General features: G+C 39.3%; 14 protein-coding genes and 4 tRNA genes. All 18 read right to left on the bottom strand.

Features of this window, described 5'->3' with window-relative positions; genetic code table 11:
- Positions 1–2: 2 nt before the first annotated feature.
- The gene (gene pheT, locus U5O15_04395) at positions 3–2,402 is read right to left on the bottom strand and encodes a phenylalanine--tRNA ligase subunit beta (protein ID MDZ7859895.1); all 2,400 of its coding nucleotides are present in this window, start codon (positions 2,400–2,402) and stop codon (positions 3–5) included.
- 4 nt (positions 2,403–2,406) lie between these two features.
- On the bottom strand, positions 2,407–3,447 hold the full coding sequence (gene pheS, locus U5O15_04390; GenBank protein ID MDZ7859894.1) for a phenylalanine--tRNA ligase subunit alpha: 1,041 nt from the start codon (positions 3,445–3,447) through the stop codon (positions 2,407–2,409).
- The gene (gene rplT / locus U5O15_04385; protein ID MDZ7859893.1) at positions 3,444–3,800 is read right to left on the bottom strand and encodes a 50S ribosomal protein L20; all 357 of its coding nucleotides are present in this window, start codon (positions 3,798–3,800) and stop codon (positions 3,444–3,446) included. The genes pheS and rplT overlap by 4 nt, the downstream gene beginning before the upstream one ends.
- A gap of 60 nt (positions 3,801–3,860) precedes the next feature.
- Entirely contained in the window at positions 3,861–4,058 is a 198-nt protein-coding gene (gene rpmI, locus U5O15_04380) for a 50S ribosomal protein L35 (GenBank protein ID MDZ7859892.1), read from the bottom strand.
- A complete protein-coding gene (infC, locus tag U5O15_04375; GenBank protein ID MDZ7859891.1) occupies positions 4,039–4,584 on the bottom strand; it encodes a translation initiation factor IF-3 in 546 nt (181 codons plus the stop codon). Before infC ends, rpmI begins: the two co-directional genes overlap by 20 nt.
- Positions 4,585–4,765: 181 nt before the next feature.
- Positions 4,766–6,688, bottom strand: coding sequence for a threonine--tRNA ligase (thrS, locus tag U5O15_04370; GenBank protein MDZ7859890.1), 1,923 nt, complete (start codon positions 6,686–6,688; stop codon positions 4,766–4,768).
- A 33-nt stretch (positions 6,689–6,721) separates the two neighbouring features.
- A tRNA-Val gene (locus U5O15_04365) sits at positions 6,722–6,798 on the bottom strand.
- A 50-nt stretch (positions 6,799–6,848) separates the two neighbouring features.
- Complete coding sequence (dnaK, locus tag U5O15_04360; GenBank protein ID MDZ7859889.1) at positions 6,849–8,774, bottom strand: molecular chaperone DnaK; 1,926 nt, start codon at positions 8,772–8,774, stop codon at positions 6,849–6,851.
- A gap of 222 nt (positions 8,775–8,996) precedes the next feature.
- The gene (locus U5O15_04355; GenBank protein ID MDZ7859888.1) at positions 8,997–9,302 is read right to left on the bottom strand and encodes a hypothetical protein; all 306 of its coding nucleotides are present in this window, start codon (positions 9,300–9,302) and stop codon (positions 8,997–8,999) included.
- A 207-nt stretch (positions 9,303–9,509) separates the two neighbouring features.
- Positions 9,510–10,886 (bottom strand): HD domain-containing protein, encoded by a 1,377-nt coding sequence (locus U5O15_04350; protein MDZ7859887.1) that lies wholly within the window; start codon positions 10,884–10,886, stop codon positions 9,510–9,512.
- Between the two features lie 353 nt (positions 10,887–11,239).
- Positions 11,240–11,325 (bottom strand) — tRNA-Leu (locus U5O15_04345).
- Between the two features lie 145 nt (positions 11,326–11,470).
- Positions 11,471–11,543, bottom strand: a tRNA-Cys gene (locus U5O15_04340).
- Between the two features lie 12 nt (positions 11,544–11,555).
- Positions 11,556–11,631, bottom strand: a tRNA-Gly gene (locus tag U5O15_04335).
- A gap of 21 nt (positions 11,632–11,652) precedes the next feature.
- On the bottom strand, positions 11,653–13,164 hold the full coding sequence (locus tag U5O15_04330; GenBank protein ID MDZ7859886.1) for a glycogen/starch synthase: 1,512 nt from the start codon (positions 13,162–13,164) through the stop codon (positions 11,653–11,655).
- Positions 13,165–13,192: 28 nt separating this feature from the next.
- On the bottom strand, positions 13,193–14,206 hold the full coding sequence (gene galT / locus U5O15_04325; protein MDZ7859885.1) for a galactose-1-phosphate uridylyltransferase: 1,014 nt from the start codon (positions 14,204–14,206) through the stop codon (positions 13,193–13,195).
- A gap of 20 nt (positions 14,207–14,226) precedes the next feature.
- On the bottom strand, positions 14,227–14,814 hold the full coding sequence (locus U5O15_04320; protein ID MDZ7859884.1) for an SPOR domain-containing protein: 588 nt from the start codon (positions 14,812–14,814) through the stop codon (positions 14,227–14,229).
- 86 nt (positions 14,815–14,900) lie between these two features.
- A complete protein-coding gene (locus tag U5O15_04315; GenBank protein MDZ7859883.1) occupies positions 14,901–15,998 on the bottom strand; it encodes a glycosyltransferase family 4 protein in 1,098 nt (365 codons plus the stop codon).
- Between the two features lie 54 nt (positions 15,999–16,052).
- On the bottom strand, positions 16,053–17,204 hold the full coding sequence (locus U5O15_04310) for a glycosyltransferase (protein ID MDZ7859882.1): 1,152 nt from the start codon (positions 17,202–17,204) through the stop codon (positions 16,053–16,055).
- Positions 17,205–17,215: the final 11 nt, after the last annotated feature.

Here is a 17,215-nt window from a genome sequence, read left to right as displayed (position 1 = left end):
TCCTATTCTTTTCTAAGAAATACTTTCAGTTTCCTTTCGAGGGCTCTTAATATCTTTTCAATTATTTTATCAATTTTATTATCTTTAAGAGTGGCTTCATGTGAACGGAAGCTCAATGTAAAAGTATAACTTCTCTTATAGTTCTTATTACTGCTGTCGGTGTAATAATCAAAAAGCTGAATGCTTTCTAAATACTTTGAATTCTTATATATAACTTTCTTGATTTCTGAAAAGGTTACTCTTTCCTCAGTTATAACACATAAATCTCTTTTTATCGCCGGATACGGGCTTGGTTTAGTATACCTTTCCCTTGAATACTTTTCCCCTTTAAGATTATCCATAAACACTACAAAATAGAATATCTGTGAATCAATATTGTATCGTGCGGCGGTTTGAGATGAAATTCTACCGCACTCGGCAATCAGTTTATTCTTTTTAACCCATTGGAAAATATGAGGATTTTTCCTCTCTTCCTTTCTTACCATCTCAGTATCTTCGAGTCTATTGAATATCGAGAAAATCGATTCAAGCTCTCCCTTCATATCAAAAAAGTCAAATTCCCTTTCCTTTTCAATCCACTGTCTGGGTACGGCGTTTCGATTAAAAACTGCCGCGAGATGCGTCTCTTCCCCCGGCAATCCGTCACCGTCGTTAATATGATAAAAAACCTTCCCCATTTCGAATATCTTCAGTCCCCTTTGTTCATTCGAAGAATTATTGTCAATTACCCTGAGAAGCCCGGGAATAAGTGAAGTCCTGAGTAAAGATTGTGAAGATGTAAGAGGATTCGATATCTTAACAGATTTATCGTGTTTTCCCTGAACTGCCAATCCAAATATCTCTAAATCTTCTTCACTCATAAAAGAAGAAGTGATTACTTCCGCAAACCCTCTGGAAGCGAGATAATTAGTTAAATATTCATTTCTTTTATCTGTTGGATCTATAATCGGAAAGGTATTTATTAACCCGGCGCCCTCGCCTTTAATATTATTATATCCGTATACTCTTGCTGCTTCCTCAATTATATCAACTTCTTCATTGAGGTCAAGCCTGAAAGTGGGTACAGATACAGTTAATATATCTTCATCTACGATTGATTTCAGTTTAAGCTTCTCAAGATGTGACGCTATTTCCTCTGAAGATAAATTTGTTCCCATTATCCTGTTAACATTTCCGCGGCTCACTATTATATCTTTTTTATAATTCTCGATATCCCCTTCGAAACTATCGAGGCATAACCTGTTAACATTACCTGCTTCAAGATCCTCAATCATTCGACATGCGCGTCCAAGAGCATATCTTGTTATATTAATATCGCTGCCTCTCTCAAATCTATACGAAGCTTCTGTATCAAGATTCAATTCACGTTTTGACTGCCTGATGATTTTCGGGCTAAAAACGGCACTCTCAAGTAGAACAGATCTAGTATCTTCTGTAATTTCAGTCTCTACTCCTCCCATCACACCTGCTACTGCTATAGGAGTTACGCCGTCGGTGATAACAAGGTTATGGGATTTTAATTCTCTTTCCCGTCCATCTATAGTTATTATTTTTTCTCCATTTACGGCTCTTCTTACAAGTATCTTCGCTTCTGCAAGTTTATCTCTGTCAAAGGCGTGTAAGGGGTGTCCCGTTTCCATCAGTACGTAATTCGTAATATCAACAATGTTATTCACCGGTTTGATTCCGATTGAAATCAAATAACGTTTCATCCATTCCGGTGATTCCTTGATTTTAATATTATCGATAAGGGCTGCAGAATACCTGGGACAATCCTCAAAATCTTCAATCTCTATCTTGAAATCCCCTCCTGTCTGCAAATCCATTATCCCGGGCTTGTTTAATTTCAAGTCATACATAGCCGCGGCTTCCCTGGCTATTCCAATATACGATAACTGATCAGGGCGATTTGGAGTTACTTCAATGTCAAGAACAACATCAGTACCGGTTAATTCATCCGACAGATCAGTACCGCAGGGAAAATCTGAATTCAATTCCATAATGCCGCTTGAATCATTCCCGATCTTCAGTTCACTTTCAGAGCAAATCATTCCTTCGGAAACTTGCCCTCTTAATTTAGTTTTCTTTATTTTGAAGTTACCGGGAAGCACAGCTCCACTAACGGCAACAGGCACCCCAAGTCCTTTTCTGACGTTTGGAGCGCCGCACACGATATTTAAAAGGGACTCTCCGCCGACATCAACTCTGCAAATTTTCAATCTATCCGCTTTAGGATGTTCTGTCACTTCGGCAATCCTGCCGAATACAACCCCTTCGAATTCCGGATCTTTCTTCTCGACCTTTTCAACATTAAGTCCGAACATAGTGAGATCTTCAGCAAAATTCTCCGGATTCTCTTCAATATTTACATACTCTCTCAACCATTTTAGATTTATTTTCAATCTATCATTCCCATCCTTTTTGCCACCAGAAATTTTCAAGAAAACGCAAATCGTTTTCCAGAAACTTCCTTATGTCGCTAATTCCGTATTTAAGCATCGCTATTCTGTCGATACCCATACCGAAAGCAAAGCCGGTATAAAGATCCTGCTCATACCCCACAAAACGAAATACATTCGGATGAACCATTCCCGCGCCCATTATTTCTATCCAGCCTGTCTTTCCACAAACTGAACATCCTTTCCCTTTGCACGCAAAGCATGACATGTCAACTTCCGCGCTTGGTTCGGTAAATGGAAAGAAATGCGGTCTGAACCTTACGTGCGCTTCACTCCCGAAGTATGTTTTTATAAAAAATGTGATATCGTTCTTCAAATCAACCATTGAGACATTATTATCCACATAAAGACCTTCCATCTGGAAAAATTCCGCGGAGTGTGAAGGATCCGGAGTTTCATTTCTGTAGACCCTTCCCGGAGATATTATTCTCACGGGAGGTGTGTGTTTCTCCATAAATCTAACCTGCACAGGTGATGTTTGAGTTCTCATCAATATATCACGGTTAATGTAAAATGTGTCCTGAGCATCTCTTGAAGGGTGATCACCCGGGAAATTCAAAGCTTCGAAATTATAGTAATCAAGTTCTACGTCCGGCCCTTCGGTCAGCGAATATCCCATTCCGAAAAAGATCTCTTTTATCTCTTTAGTAACCCTGTGAAGCACATGTAAACCGCCGGGCCAATTCTTTCTGCCAGGCAACGTTGGATCTCCCGGGTAAGGAGCTTTGTCGGACAAATCACTCAATAATTCCGAATTTTTTGATTTATATGCGCTGTTTACCTTGAGTTTTACTTCGTTTATCAATTTGCCCATTTCAGGTCTTTCCGCTTCAGAAATCTTTCCAATAGATCTTAGGGCAAGTGTTATTTTACCTTTACGGCCAAGATAACTGATTCGAACATTTTCAAGGTCCTTAGAATCAGCTGCTTCTGAAATTTCCTGCAGGGCCCTCTCTTCAAGCTCTGTTATATTCTCCCGATTGATCATGAAAGGGCTTTCTTTGCGGTTTCTACGAGTTTTTCGAAACCTTTATTATCATTCAATGCTATTTCCGAAAGGATCTTTCTGTCTATATCAATTTCCGCCTTTTTCAACCCTCCTATTAAACGGCTGTAGCTTATTCCGTTGATTCTCGCGGCAGCGTTTATTCTGGATATCCAAAGCCTTCTGAAGTTTCTTTTCTTCGTTCGTCTGTCCCGATAGGAATATTGAAGAGCCTTATTGACTGATTCCTTTGCCGTCCTGTGTAATTTGCTTCGCGCTCCTCGAAATCCCTTGGCTCTTTTTAGAATCTTCTTCTTTTTTCTATGAGACGCAACACTATGTTTTGTTCTGGGCATTGCTGTATGCCTCCTTAGTCTGAATAACTATTTTATTAAAATTATTTTTTTATGCTGTCTCTATCCCTTACCAAGTATCCTTTTAATTTTCTTTTCATTTGTTTTGTCTACAAGGGTGGGTTGCCTGAGATGCCTTTTTCTTTTACGACTCTTTTTCGCAAGAATATGACTGGCAAATGCCTTTTTCCGCTTGATCTTACCCTTTTTTGTTAATTTAAACCTTTTAGCAGCTCCTCTGTTAGTCTTTATCTTCGGCATCATCTTCACCTTTCTTCGATTTCTTCTTATCTGAAACGCTCACGAGAGTCATGCTCAATGTTTTGCCCATTCTTTTAGGCTCTTTTTCAACATCACAAATATCTTCAAATCGTTTTTTAATACTCTCTAAGAGTTCGTATCCCACTTCCTGGTGCTGCATTTCCCTACCTCGGAATTTAATGGTAAATTTAACCTTGTCCCCCTTATCGAAGAATTTTTCCGCGTTTCTCATTTTAAAATCAATATCATGCTTCTCTATTTTTGTACTGAGTTTTATCTCTTTCAAACGAGTAACATGTTGTTTTTTCTTCGCTTTGTGAGCATTTTTATTCTGTTCGTATTTATATTTTCCGTAATCAATTATCTTACAAACGGGGGGTTTTGCTTTTGGGGAAATCTCAACAAGGTCCATCCCCCATTCTTTAGCCCTATTCAAGGCTTCCTCACTAGACATAACACCCATTTGATTCCCGTCTTCATCAACGACTCTTACTTCCGGAACATTGATCATGTTATTAACACGCACACTGTCATTACGCCCGAATCTCTTGCTACCTTTAATCTTTCACCTCCTGTAAAAAAAGCGGGTAGTTATTCCACCCGCTAAATAAGATCTAGCAATTGATGAAACCCTACCAGTTCATTTAAGACCGCAAGGTGAGAGGTGTAATCCTCTACTTCAATCCTTTTTTTATGTTACTTCTAATTTAATCTTTATTATCGTTCTCGTCAACAAGATCATTTATTAAATCATCCAGGTTTCGTGTTCCTTCCAGCCCTGTACTCTTTGACCTTACATTAACATCTTCATTTTCAATTTCTCTGTCACCGACAACAACCATATAAGGAATCTTGCCCAATTCCGCTTCCCTTATCCTATATCCCAGCTTTTCTCTTCTAAGGTCAGTTTCAACCCTTATACCGGATTCCCTTATTTTATCCGCGCATCGCACGGCGTAATCATAATGCTCACTTCCTACAGGTAATACAATCACCTGAACAGGTGAAAGCCACAAGGGAAATTCACCCGCGTAATGTTCTATTAGAGTTCCTACAAACCTCTCTATAGAACCGAGAAGTGCTCTATGCACCATATAGACAAATTTCTTTTCATTCTTTTCATTAACATATCTGACATCAAATCTCCTTGGAAGGTTAAAGTCGAACTGTATCGTAGTAGCTTGCCAGCCTCTTCCGAGAGCATCGATAAGCTTCAAATCTATTTTAGGCCCATAAAAAACTGCTTCTCCCGGAATTTTCTTGAATGGAACATCTCTCTTCTTGACCGATTCAAGCAGCGCGTTTTCAGCCCTTTCCCACTCCTCCTTGGAACCGGCGTACTGATCCATATTATCAGGGTCATGCATACTTAATTCTACTTCATAATCCTTAAACCCGAAAGTTGTAAGAAGCTTATGCGCTAAATCAAAACATCGGTCAATTTCTTCGTCTAATTGTTCGGGAGTACAGAATATATGAGCATCATCTTGCGTGAATCCTCTTACTCTCAACAATCCGTGCAATGTTCCTGAACGCTCATTTCTGTACACCGTACCAAGTTCCGCGTAACGAACCGGAAGATCTCTATAGCTGTGTAACTGGCTTTTATACATCAGAATATGCCCCGGGCAATTCATCGGTTTTAACACATATTCCTGCCCTTCATCACTATTTACAATGTACATATTATCTCTGTAGTAATCATAATGGCCGGATCTTTCCCAGAGCTCTTTCTTAGCTATATGGGGAGTAGTAATCATTTGATAACCGTATTTCCTGTGCTGTCTCTTCCAGTATTCCTCGATTATCTCACGGAGTATATACCCCTTAGGGTACCAAAACACCAACCCCGCCCCAGCCTCTTCAATTATATCAAAAAGACGCAGTTGCGGTCCCAGTTTCCTGTGATCTCTACGTTTTGCTTCATCTATCTTTCTTAAATGCTCATCGAGGGTTGATTTCTTTCGAAAAGCAGTGCCGTAGAGCCTTTGAAGCATATCCCTTTTTTCGTCACCACGCCAGTAAGCTCCGGCAATCGATAATAGCTTAAAAACCTTTACCATCTTTATATCGGGAACATGCGGACCTGAACATAGATCTATAAAGTCCCCCAGCCGGTAAATAGTAACCTTGTCAGTATCCAGATCTTCTATCAGCTCAACCTTGAACGGCTGGTTTTTATCCTCAAATAATTCAACCGCCTCTTTACTGGACAATTCCTCCCGGGTAAATTCAAGTCCCTGCTGCCGCAGCTCCTTCATCTTTTTCTCTATTTCTTCCAGGTCATCAGCGGAAAAAGGATTGTCAAATAAGAAATCGTAGTAAAATCCGTCTTCTATCGCGGGGCCTATTCCAAAACGGACATCCTCTCGAAGTTGCATAACCGCTAAAGCCATTAAATGGGAAGCGCTGTGACGTATTATTTCAAGAGATTCTTCATCGTCAGTTGTTAATATTAGAAGTTTTCCGTCAGACTTAACTTTTTCTCTTAAATCATGTATTTCCCCGTTAACTTCAGCAGCTACAGCTTTCTTGCGTACTTTCTGCGGCAACCCCTCAAGAATATCCATAAAGGTATCGTTGGGGTTTGTTTCTATTCTGGTTCCATCTGGAAAAGTTAATTTGCTCATAATATTTAAATACTTATATAGAAAAAGAACAAATGGTGGGCGATACTGGATTTGAACCAGTGACCCCCTGCATGTCAAGCAGATACTCTAACCATCTGAGCTAATCGCCCACCTGTCCCGTTAAACCTACATAAAATTTTTAAAAATGGCAACGCAAATCTTATTTCTTGTCATCTTCATCGACAACTTCATATTCCGCGTCCATAACTTCATCATCATCCTTCTTGTCACTGGAAGCTTTACTTTCTTCGCTGGACGCTGCGTCACCGGAGGCATTCTGCTGCTGGGCGGAACTCTGCTGATACATTTGCTGCGCCGCCTTCTGCCAGACCTGATTGTGATTTTCAATTGCCTTGTTTATTCTATCCTTGTCGTCAGTCTTGGATGCTTCCTTCAATTCTTCCAGAACTTTTCGTATTTCATCCATGTCGCCTGAAGGAATCTTATCCTTATACTCCTCCAGCTGTTTTTCAGTCTGAAAACTCATCTGCTCAGCTTGGTTCTTTAAATCTATAAGCTCTCTCTTTTCTTTATCTTCTTCAGCGTGTTCCTCTGCTTCTTTGACCATCTTTTCAATTTCATCTTCGGTCAAACCGCTTGACGCCTGAATGATTATCTTTTGTTCCTTGCCTGTCGCTTTGTCCTTAGCCGACACATTCAATATACCGTTTGCATCAATATCAAAAGTTACTTCAATTTGAGGAACACCCCTCGGTGCAGGCGGCAGTCCCGCGAGCTGGAACCTACCGATGGATTTGTTGTGAGTTGCCATTTCTCTTTCACCCTGAAGGACATGAATATCGACAGTGGTCTGATTATCCGCGGCTGTAGAGAAGATCTCGCTCTTCTTCGTCGGAATAGTTGTATTCTTCTCAATCAACTTGGTCATAACTCCGCCAAGTGTTTCAATACCGAGAGAAAGAGGAGTAACATCAAGTAAAAGAACATCATTTACGTCGCCTGCCAGGACCCCGCCTTGAATTGCGGCACCGAGAGCGACAACTTCGTCGGGGTTTACACCCTGGTGAGGAGTGCGCCCGAAGATCTCTTTTACTTTGTCCTGAACTGCCGGTATCCTCGTTGTTCCGCCAACCAGAATAACATCATCAAGATCAGAACTTTTGATCCCCGCATCTTTCATCGCTTTCTTGCATGGATCAACAGTTTTCTCTATAAGGTCCCCTGTTAAACTTACGAATTTAGCCCTTGTGATTTTTGTATTAAGATGCTTTGGACCACTGGAATCTGCTGTAATAAAGGGTAAATTTATTTCTGCCTGTGGCACCGTAGAAAGTTCACATTTCGCCTTCTCAGCCGCTTCCCTGAGTCTTTGAAGAGCCATTGGATCTTTCGAAAGATCAATTCCCTGCTCTTTCTTGAATTCATCAACGAGCCAATCAATTACCCGCTTGTCGAAATCATCTCCCCCCAGATGAGTATTTCCGTTCGTCGCTTTTACTTCAAATACACTTTCACCCAGTTCAAGTATAGAAACGTCAAAAGTACCCCCGCCCAGATCAAAAACTACTATTGTCTTTTCCTCATCCTTATTCAAACCGTAGGCAAGGGAAGCCGCGGTTGGTTCATTTATTATCCTTTCAACTTTGAGTCCTGCTATTTTGCCGGCATCCTTTGTAGCCTGTCTCTGACTGTCATTAAAATAGGCGGGAACAGTAATAACGGCGCTTTCAACCTTAGTGCCCAGGTATTTTTCGGCCGACTCCTTCAAATAAGTTAAAATCATAGCTGACAATTCCGAGGGAGAATACTTCTTTCCTTCCACATCTACTCGAATATCACCTTGATCACCTTTTATTACTTTATAGGAAACTTCAGAAATTTCATTTTTAACTTCTGAATACTTTCTTCCCATAAACCGTTTTATTGAATAAATAGTATTATCAGGATTTGTAACACTTTGTCTCTTTGCCAGATTCCCGACAAGTCTATCGCCGTCCTTAAATCCAATCACGGAAGGAGAAGTTCTACCGCCTTCCGGGTTGGATATAATTACCGGTTCGCCACCTTCCATAACAGAAACGCATGAATTTGTTGTTCCAAGATCTATACCTATTATTTTACCCATTTAATCTACCTCCATTTTTAATCCAAAAAAAAATAAAATTCATAAATTTATATGCAGATTTATATACAGACAACTTCCGTGCCAAATAATATCATAGGCTAATAAACTTACAATTACAATAATTACAATATGTTATGGTCATATCGCCAAACTCCGTCATTTCATTTTAGCAATCTCTGTGTCAGCTTTATTCTGCCATTAGTGTCATAATGACACTATATGTCAGTCTTCATTTTTCTGTACATCAAAATCACACTTTATCTGTCCATTTTCAAGTCTTAAGATCATTTCACGGCAAATACTGTAATTCTGTTTTGCTAAATCAGGATAGCTGAAAAAACTGCACCTCTCCTCCCTGTCACATTTATTCCCCTTCCGGCAATTCAGTAAATTCAGTCTAAGCCAGGAGGTTATATATTCTCCCGGCGTGACTTCCCATTTATGAGACTGGGTTTTAACATCTTTTTCAGGCCTATAAGGAAACCGCTGTCTCATTATTTTCTTTATGAATATTTCTTCGGAATTCATTTCTCCTCCTGCCAATTCTCTTAAAACTACGATGCGACTCGCTGAATTTTTCTCTTTATTTATTGATTTTCATTTTAAACCAACATATTTTATGAATTGAGGTTTCCACGGCTTAGTATACCTCATTAATCTTTATATTCGGTTTTGTATTTCAATCGGATTTATAATGAGTGATACCCCCTGACATCATCCCGTGGAAACCTCATTCTATATTTTTCTTTTTCTATATTCTTCTACTGCCAATTCCGACAATTTTCTCCGCGTATTAAAATCTGGATTTTCTATTACTTTTTGCAGCAGATCATTGAGTATTTCCCCAACACGCGGACCACGCTTTAATCCCGTAAGCCTCATAATATCATATCCGTCAATCTCCAGATCTGATGTAGCAAGAGCGGAATCAGCTTTAATTAGATACTCTATTCTTTTCTCAAGCCATTTAACATTATAGGCAGAATCGGTATCCCCCCTGGACAAAGCGTCAGCTTCTCTAAGAGCAAACAGATCGTCTAGATTTTCAACCCCCACTCTGGATACAAATCTCCTTACAGTACTATCTTTGCAATCTTCTGTAATATTAAACATATGATTCTTTATCAAGTGACACACGTTAGCTGTAAATCTCTTTGAATATCTGAACCTGGTTAGAATATCTTTTGCAATTCTCTGGCTTTCATTTTCATGCCCGTAAAAAACGATTCTTCCGGCTTTTTTCATTTTAGCGCTCTTCTTTCCCAGGTCATGAAGTAACGCGCTCCACCTTACGTTAAGTCTTTGAGGAGCAATATTACAACTCTTTATCGAATGGTAAAAAATATCATCAGGATGGTATTCATTCTGTTCTACTCCGAATGTTTCTTCCAGTTCAGGTATAAGATAACTCAATAGCCCCGTTTCCTTCATAAAAATAAACCCTCTTCCGGGCTCTTTAGAGAGGAGAAGCAACTTATTAAACTCATCCTTTAACCTTTCGCCGGAAACACTTTCTATCATTGAAGATGCGTGTTCAATATATCTTCTCGTTTTAAGGTCAATTTTAAGGTTGAATCTGCATAAAAACTGTACCCCTCTTATCATTCTGAGAGGATCTTCAGCGAATGATCCCTCTCTGTTAACTCTGAGCAGATTATTTTTAATATCTTTCGAGCCTTCGAGGGGATCAATAAGGGACATGTTTTTCAGATTCAAGGCAATGGAATTTATTGTGAAATCACGTCTTACAAGATCATCTTCTACTCTTACTCGGGGATTAGCGTAAACCTCGAAGTCCTTGTGTCCTATACCGGTGGAATGTTCCGTGCGCGGCATAGCTATATCAACGGTCTTACCGCCTTCCGGTGTAAACTTGATAACACCAAAAGACTTTCCCACAAGATCTGTCCTGCCGTACTTGTCGAGTATTGTAACCAATTTGTTGAGTTCTATACCTCTCACAAGATAATCTGTATCCAAGGATTCCCCGTCAAAACCAAAAAGAAGATTCCTTACGACCCCGCCTACAAGATAGAGTTCGCCCCGCCGGAGTATTTCATACTCCCAGTTGTAATGTTCCCTTCCAATTTCAATTATCTTTTTTTCGTCCATATCGAAAAGCTATCCGAGAAATTTATTTTAGTCAACTGTTTATCTCAGCTTCTATTTTAAGGTATTTAATTATTAGTACAGGAATTCATCTACTTTTCTAAGTAATGCTTATAAGTACAACTTATCATTACGATTAACTGCTCTATGCCAATATGACAGTAAAATGTGTAGTCTTCACATTTATCGATTTACGAAGCTTCATAAATCATATAATTCTTTTTTTTGCAAATAGTTAATTCTTTAATATTCAAGCGGTTGTTTTCTGTTGAAGAAGAATAAACGGGATACTACTACCTGAAGAGGTCAGATTTTAATAATATCGGACCGCACTGGAGGTTATATTCAAAAAATAATGCCGGGAGCGGGACTTGAACCCGCACGAAGTTTTTACTTCAGCGGATTTTAAGTCCGCTGCGTCTGCCTATTCCGCCATCCCGGCAATCTATTTATAAGGAGAATTTAGCTCATTTAAAACAATATTAAAAGCATAAAATTTAATTCATAGACCTTTTATTTAATCGGATAAGTTCAAATGTCCTGGGTCAGAAACAAAAATCTATTTATTAGAGGGAATTTGATAAAAAAGGCGGCAACCGGATTCGAACCGGTGAATGACGGTTTTGCAAACCGTTGCCTTAGCCGCTTGGCTATGCCGCCGCATAAAAAATATGGAGCGGGAAACGAGGCTCGAACCCGCGACCTCAACCTTGGCAAGGTTGCGCTCTACCAACTGAGCTATTCCCGCTCACTACTTTCATTATATTATTCACTTAGCCGCTTTGTCAACTTCATTTTCACTGCCGCCTGCCGTTTTTTTATACATTACTATGTACTCTTCAGCAGATCTTTCCCAGGAATGGTCTTCCATCATAATTCGCTTACGCACCATCTGAACTTTTTTGCCATCTCTAAAGAAATCAACAGCTTCTCTTATTACTTTAGTCAATTCAAAAGCGCTGTAATCTTCGAAGACAAAGCCGTTTCCTCTTTTGCCGAAGGAGGAAAGATTATTTATAGTATCTTTCAATCCACCTGTAGCTCGTACAATGGGAATACTCCCGTACCTCAAACTATACAACTGATTAAGACCACATGGTTCATACCTGGAAGGCATAAGGAAATAGTCGCTTCCCGCTTCTGTTAAATGAGCGAGCCTGTTGTTGTATTCAAGTTTAAGACCCAGCTTGGAGGAATATTTTTTCTTCATTTTGCTGTATTGTTTATGGTACTTCTCCTGACCTGTCCCAAGTATAACCAATTTAAGATCCATCTTCATGATTTCATCCATAGCTTCAGCCAGGATGTCAAATCCCTTCTGATCCACAAGCCTCGAAACAATACCTATAACGGGAGACTCCCTGTCCTCGGTAAGATCAAACTCTTCAAGAAGCGCTGAGCGGTTTTTAGCTTTGCCGCCGAGGTTATTCGCGGAGTAATTAGACTCTATCAGTTCATCTGTTTTGGGATTCCAGATATCTGTATCAATTCCATTTAGAATACCGATAATATCATCTCTTCTTTCCCAGAGAATCTTCTCCATACCGTGACCGTATTTCTTTGACAGTGTGATTTCTTCAGCATATTTCCTGCTAACCGTACTTATAATATCGGAGTAGGTTATACCTGCCTTCATGACATTTACTCCGCCGTAGTATTCGAATGGTCCCATAGGATAAAAAAGATCCAAATCCAGCCCCGCTTTCCGCATAAAATCTGCTTTGTAATTACCCTGATAAGCGAGATTATGTATACTGAAAACTGTGCCTGTTTTTTCAAAATGTTTATCTCCGGATTCCTCAAGCGAAATAAGTGGAGCTATAAGCCCGCAATGAAAATCGTTTGCGTGAACAACATCTGGATAGATATCAAGTTTTTTTACAGCCGCGATAACAGCCCTGTTGAAGAATATAGTCCTTTCATCTTCATCTTCAAAGGCCTCCCCCGTCTCAGGAACAGTGTATATACCATCTCTGTCATAATATTGCTCGTTATAGATGAAGTACACCGTGATGTCTGTTCCCGGCTTTTTTGTGGAAAATATCTGAACACTTTTCTCCTTACCATCCACTTTTACAGCCGGAACATTTATCCTTTCTTCCTTGATATTAAAATCATTCTGCGGGATAGATTTGTATAAGGGTGTGAATATGGTAATTTCATACCCTTTCTTAGCTATTTCATCAGGCAAAGCTCCGATAACATCGGCAAGTCCGCCTACCTTTGAAAAGGGAACAATTTCAGATGAAATAATAGCAATATTGAGGTTTTTAGGTTTCACTTGATACTCTCTCCATTCTCTTCTAGATTTATGAATTATCACCGGAAATATCTATGTTTCTTAATTCTTCAGCTGCTTCTTCAGGTGATGTAGGGTTAATATAGAACCCGCTTCCCCACTCAAATCCCGCTACCTTTGTAAGCTTTGGAATTATTTCGATATGCCAGTGGTAATAATCAAAATCAATCCCGTTGCAGGGCGAAGTATGTATAATAAAATTGAATGGCGGGCAAAACAAAGCTTTGTCCAGTTTCAAAAGAACTGTCTTCATGATGTCCACCAGGGAAGGAAACCAGTTCCTATCTGTTTTTTCGAATGCTGATAGGTGATTAAGCGGCAACACCCAGGTCTCAAAGGGAAATCTGGCTGCAAATGGTGAAAGAGCGATAAAATACTCGTTTTGATATACGATACGTCCTCTATCCTTCAATTCCTGATTTATTATATCACAGTATATACAACGTTCTTTTTGAGCGTAATGTGCTTTTGCGCCATCAAGTTCTTCAATGGCTCTCTTGGGAATAATAGGAGTAGCAATAAGCTGCATATGCGAATGTTCAAGCGAAGCTCCCGCTTCCTTACCCCAGTTCTTAAATACTAGAATATACTTGAATCTAGGATCTTTCTTGAGGTCTATCATTCTCTCACGAATGGCGGAGAAAACACTCTCGATATGTTTATTTCCCAGATAGTGTAAGTTTTTTTTATGGTCAGGAGATTCAATTACAACTTCGTGGGCTCCTATCCCCTGCATCATATCGTATAACCCTTCACCGCGCTTATTCAAATCTCCCTCAATCTGCAAAGCTGGAAATTTATTCGGTACTACTCTGACCTTCCAACCTTGTGAATCGGGTCCAGTACCGGGGTCTCTATACGAAAGTACCTCAGGCGGGGTTTTGTCTTCATTACCGCTACAGAAAGGACAAAAACCTTCCTTAGGTATATCTCGTTCAACCTTGAAATCTATAGGCCTTTTGCCTCTTTCTGTGGAAATAATCACCCATCTTTTAAGAATGGGACTCTTTCTTAATTCCGGCATAATAACTTTTCCTTTGCGTATTAATCAAATTTTCTTATCGTAGTTTCGGTAATCCAGCAATCAGGAAAGTGTGAATTGAGAATTTTTCTTGCCTCTTCCGCTTCTTTCCTGAAGTTGTAATTACCAACCCTTACTTTATACATTTCATCTTCAAATTCAATATAAACTTTCGACGATATTTCGTTTTCAATCTGTCTCTTTATATCTTTTGCTCTGGCGGGGTTTTCCGACGCGAAGACTTGAACCCTATAACCTATAGTGTAACTTTCTCTTATAGTGTTATTATCAGTTATATCCTCAACGTAAAATGAATCTGCCTCTGAAGGGATTATTTTTTCTTCAATCCCTTCTACTTCTTTTAATACTCTGTTTTCCGGCATTTCTTCCTCGATATCGTATATATTCTCATCTCTTCTCTGTTCCTGACCTTCTTTAGTGATAACAGCTTCTTTATTATCAGCAAAATCCTTTCCAACTTTTTCATCTACAGAATCATCCGTCCTGGGTGTCTGTTTACCCGCACAGCTTAAGTTAAACAAATAAACACTTGATAGAAAAACAAAAATAATAATCCTTCCCGTTCTGTTCATCGCCCTTTCCCCTTTCATAGATTCCATATCCCTAAGAGTAAATCCGGTCGGTCAAGAACATCAGGCATCAAAAGTAAAATATGAAATCGAAATCAATCTTACAATCATTTTGTTGTTTCGAAATAGACATTTTCAAGCTGATCGGTTATAAGATTCCAATTATAGAAATCGCTCACCTTTTGAAGGCATCTTTCTCCTATTTCATTTCTGCGGCTTTCTTCAAACTTTAAAACCTTTTCCAACTTCACTTTCAGGTCTTCTTCGTCTCCCCTTTTAAAAGTAACTCCCATATCTTCTACAACTTCCATATTTTCTGGAATATCACTGACAAGTACCGGTTTGGCGAAGGCCATTGCTTCAATCAGAGATATCGGCAGCCCTTCAACCAAAGAAGGCAAAACGTAAAAATAACAATTGCTGTAGAGTCTGTTCAATTTTGCTCCGCTCACAAATCCCGTAAATACTATACGGCTGTCTGATCTTTTCAATAAAGATCTGGTATATTCATCCTTTCCGGTTTTATCACCGACTATAACAAGTTTTTTATCAGTGTTGATCCTGCTGAACGCATCGATCAGAGTATGGTACCCCTTTTCAACTATAAATCTTCCGGCCGCAAGAATATAACCGTCACTTTCAAGTCCGAACTCATTATTCAATGGAAAATCACTACTTTTATAAATATTCGCCCCATTTGGAATGTAATACAACTTTTTCTTGTACTTCTTCATAAGCTTTTCTAACATGAGCTTAGAAACAGCTATTGCCGCGTCAGATCTTAATACCGCTTCTTTTTCACCAAATTTAAGCATACGGCTTGCGATCCTGCCCCATTTAACTTGTCTGTAATCCTGAGCATGTATGGTTGAAACAATTTTACTTTTTCCTAATCTTCCCAGAAAGCAGAATATAGAAGGACCTATGCCATGATAATGAATAATATCAAACTTGCCTGATATTGCGGAAAGAGTTGAAAAAATCGAGCTTGTAGCTGTATCGAAATTCTTTGTCTGAAGCGATGGCATAATTCTAACATCTACGTTGCGGTATTTTTCATCAATACTGAAACTCTTTCTGCCGTAGACAGTTACATCATGGCCTTTTTGAACAAGCCGCACACTGATTTCCTCAACATGACGCTCAATCCCACCGAACAAAGCCGGCATCCCCTTTGATCCTATCATTGCTATCTTCAATTTCAAATTTATCTACCTTCTAATAGCGATCATAATAAACTATAAATGATATTCTTTTACTTAATTTTCTTTAGTAGTAAAAGATAATTCTTTAAAAAGTTTTTTATACTGTTTCAACATAGTTTTTTTTGTAAATCTTTCCAATATTCTTTCTCTAGCACTTTTGCCCATTTCCAAACGCGTCCCTTTATCATCCGCAAGTTTTTCAATTGCCCCGGCCAAAGAAACGGCGTCTTTCGAATCTATCAGCACACCGTCTCTGCCATTACGGATTATTTCAGAAAGAGATCCAACATCCGTAGAGATAACAGGTAACCCGGCAGACATGGCTTCAAGCACAGTCAACGGTAATATCTCCATATCAGAACACAGTACCGATATATCTGTAGCTGAAAGAATTTCCGGGATATCATTCCTGTTTCCAAGAAAGATCACTCTGTCTTTAATTGACATTTCATCCACTTTTTTCTCCAATCTCATTCTCCCTTTACCATCACCCGCGATTATAAATGTGATATCTCTCCTCTTTTTTGAAATTGAAAAAGCGGCGTCAAGAAATATGTCATGATTCTTTTCAGGCCTGATAGCCGCTACTATAGTAACGGCGAGATTGTTTTCAGGGATTGAGAATTTTCTTTTATATTCTTTTCTCTCTCCTTCAGAATCAATTGGATGGAATCTATGGATATCCACACCGTTATTAATAATTGTCACACGACCCTTATTTATTCCTTCCTCTTCCACAAGATATTCGGCATGCCTCTTCGATAAAGCAATTATTTTCTTATACACGGGCAGAACTAATCTGTCAATAATATTAAAATTACGGTCTTCTCCGGATAATCTGGTTGAATGAAGGGATAAAACCGTTTTGTTTAATCGGGCGGCTTTAGCGGCAAGGGCCCCCCAGAATATAGCATTATGATGATCCAGCGAAAAAAGAACCGCTTCCTTGTTTTTATTGAATATTCTAAATAATCTGAAATATGTCCCGAAGTCAAACCTTCCACGTGAAATTCCGCTTTTAACTTCGAAGCCGGAATCTATCAATTCTCTGCCGATTTGGCCGGGCCTGTGAAGGCATAAAAACTGAACCTCAAATCCGGTGTATGAAATATACTCCGCCAGGTCCCTGACTATAACTTCCGCTCCACCCGTAACAAGAGAGGAGGCAAGAAAGAATATTTTCCCGCTGTCTGGTGAATTTAACATCAGTGAGAACC

It is taken from the genome of Candidatus Krumholzibacteriota bacterium (genome assembly GCA_034520215.1).
Classification (GTDB): domain Bacteria; phylum Krumholzibacteriota; class Krumholzibacteriia; order Krumholzibacteriales; family WJIX01; genus JAGHBT01.
Note: the sequence above shows the minus strand (reverse complement) of the source record. Positions and strands in the feature narration are given on the sequence as shown.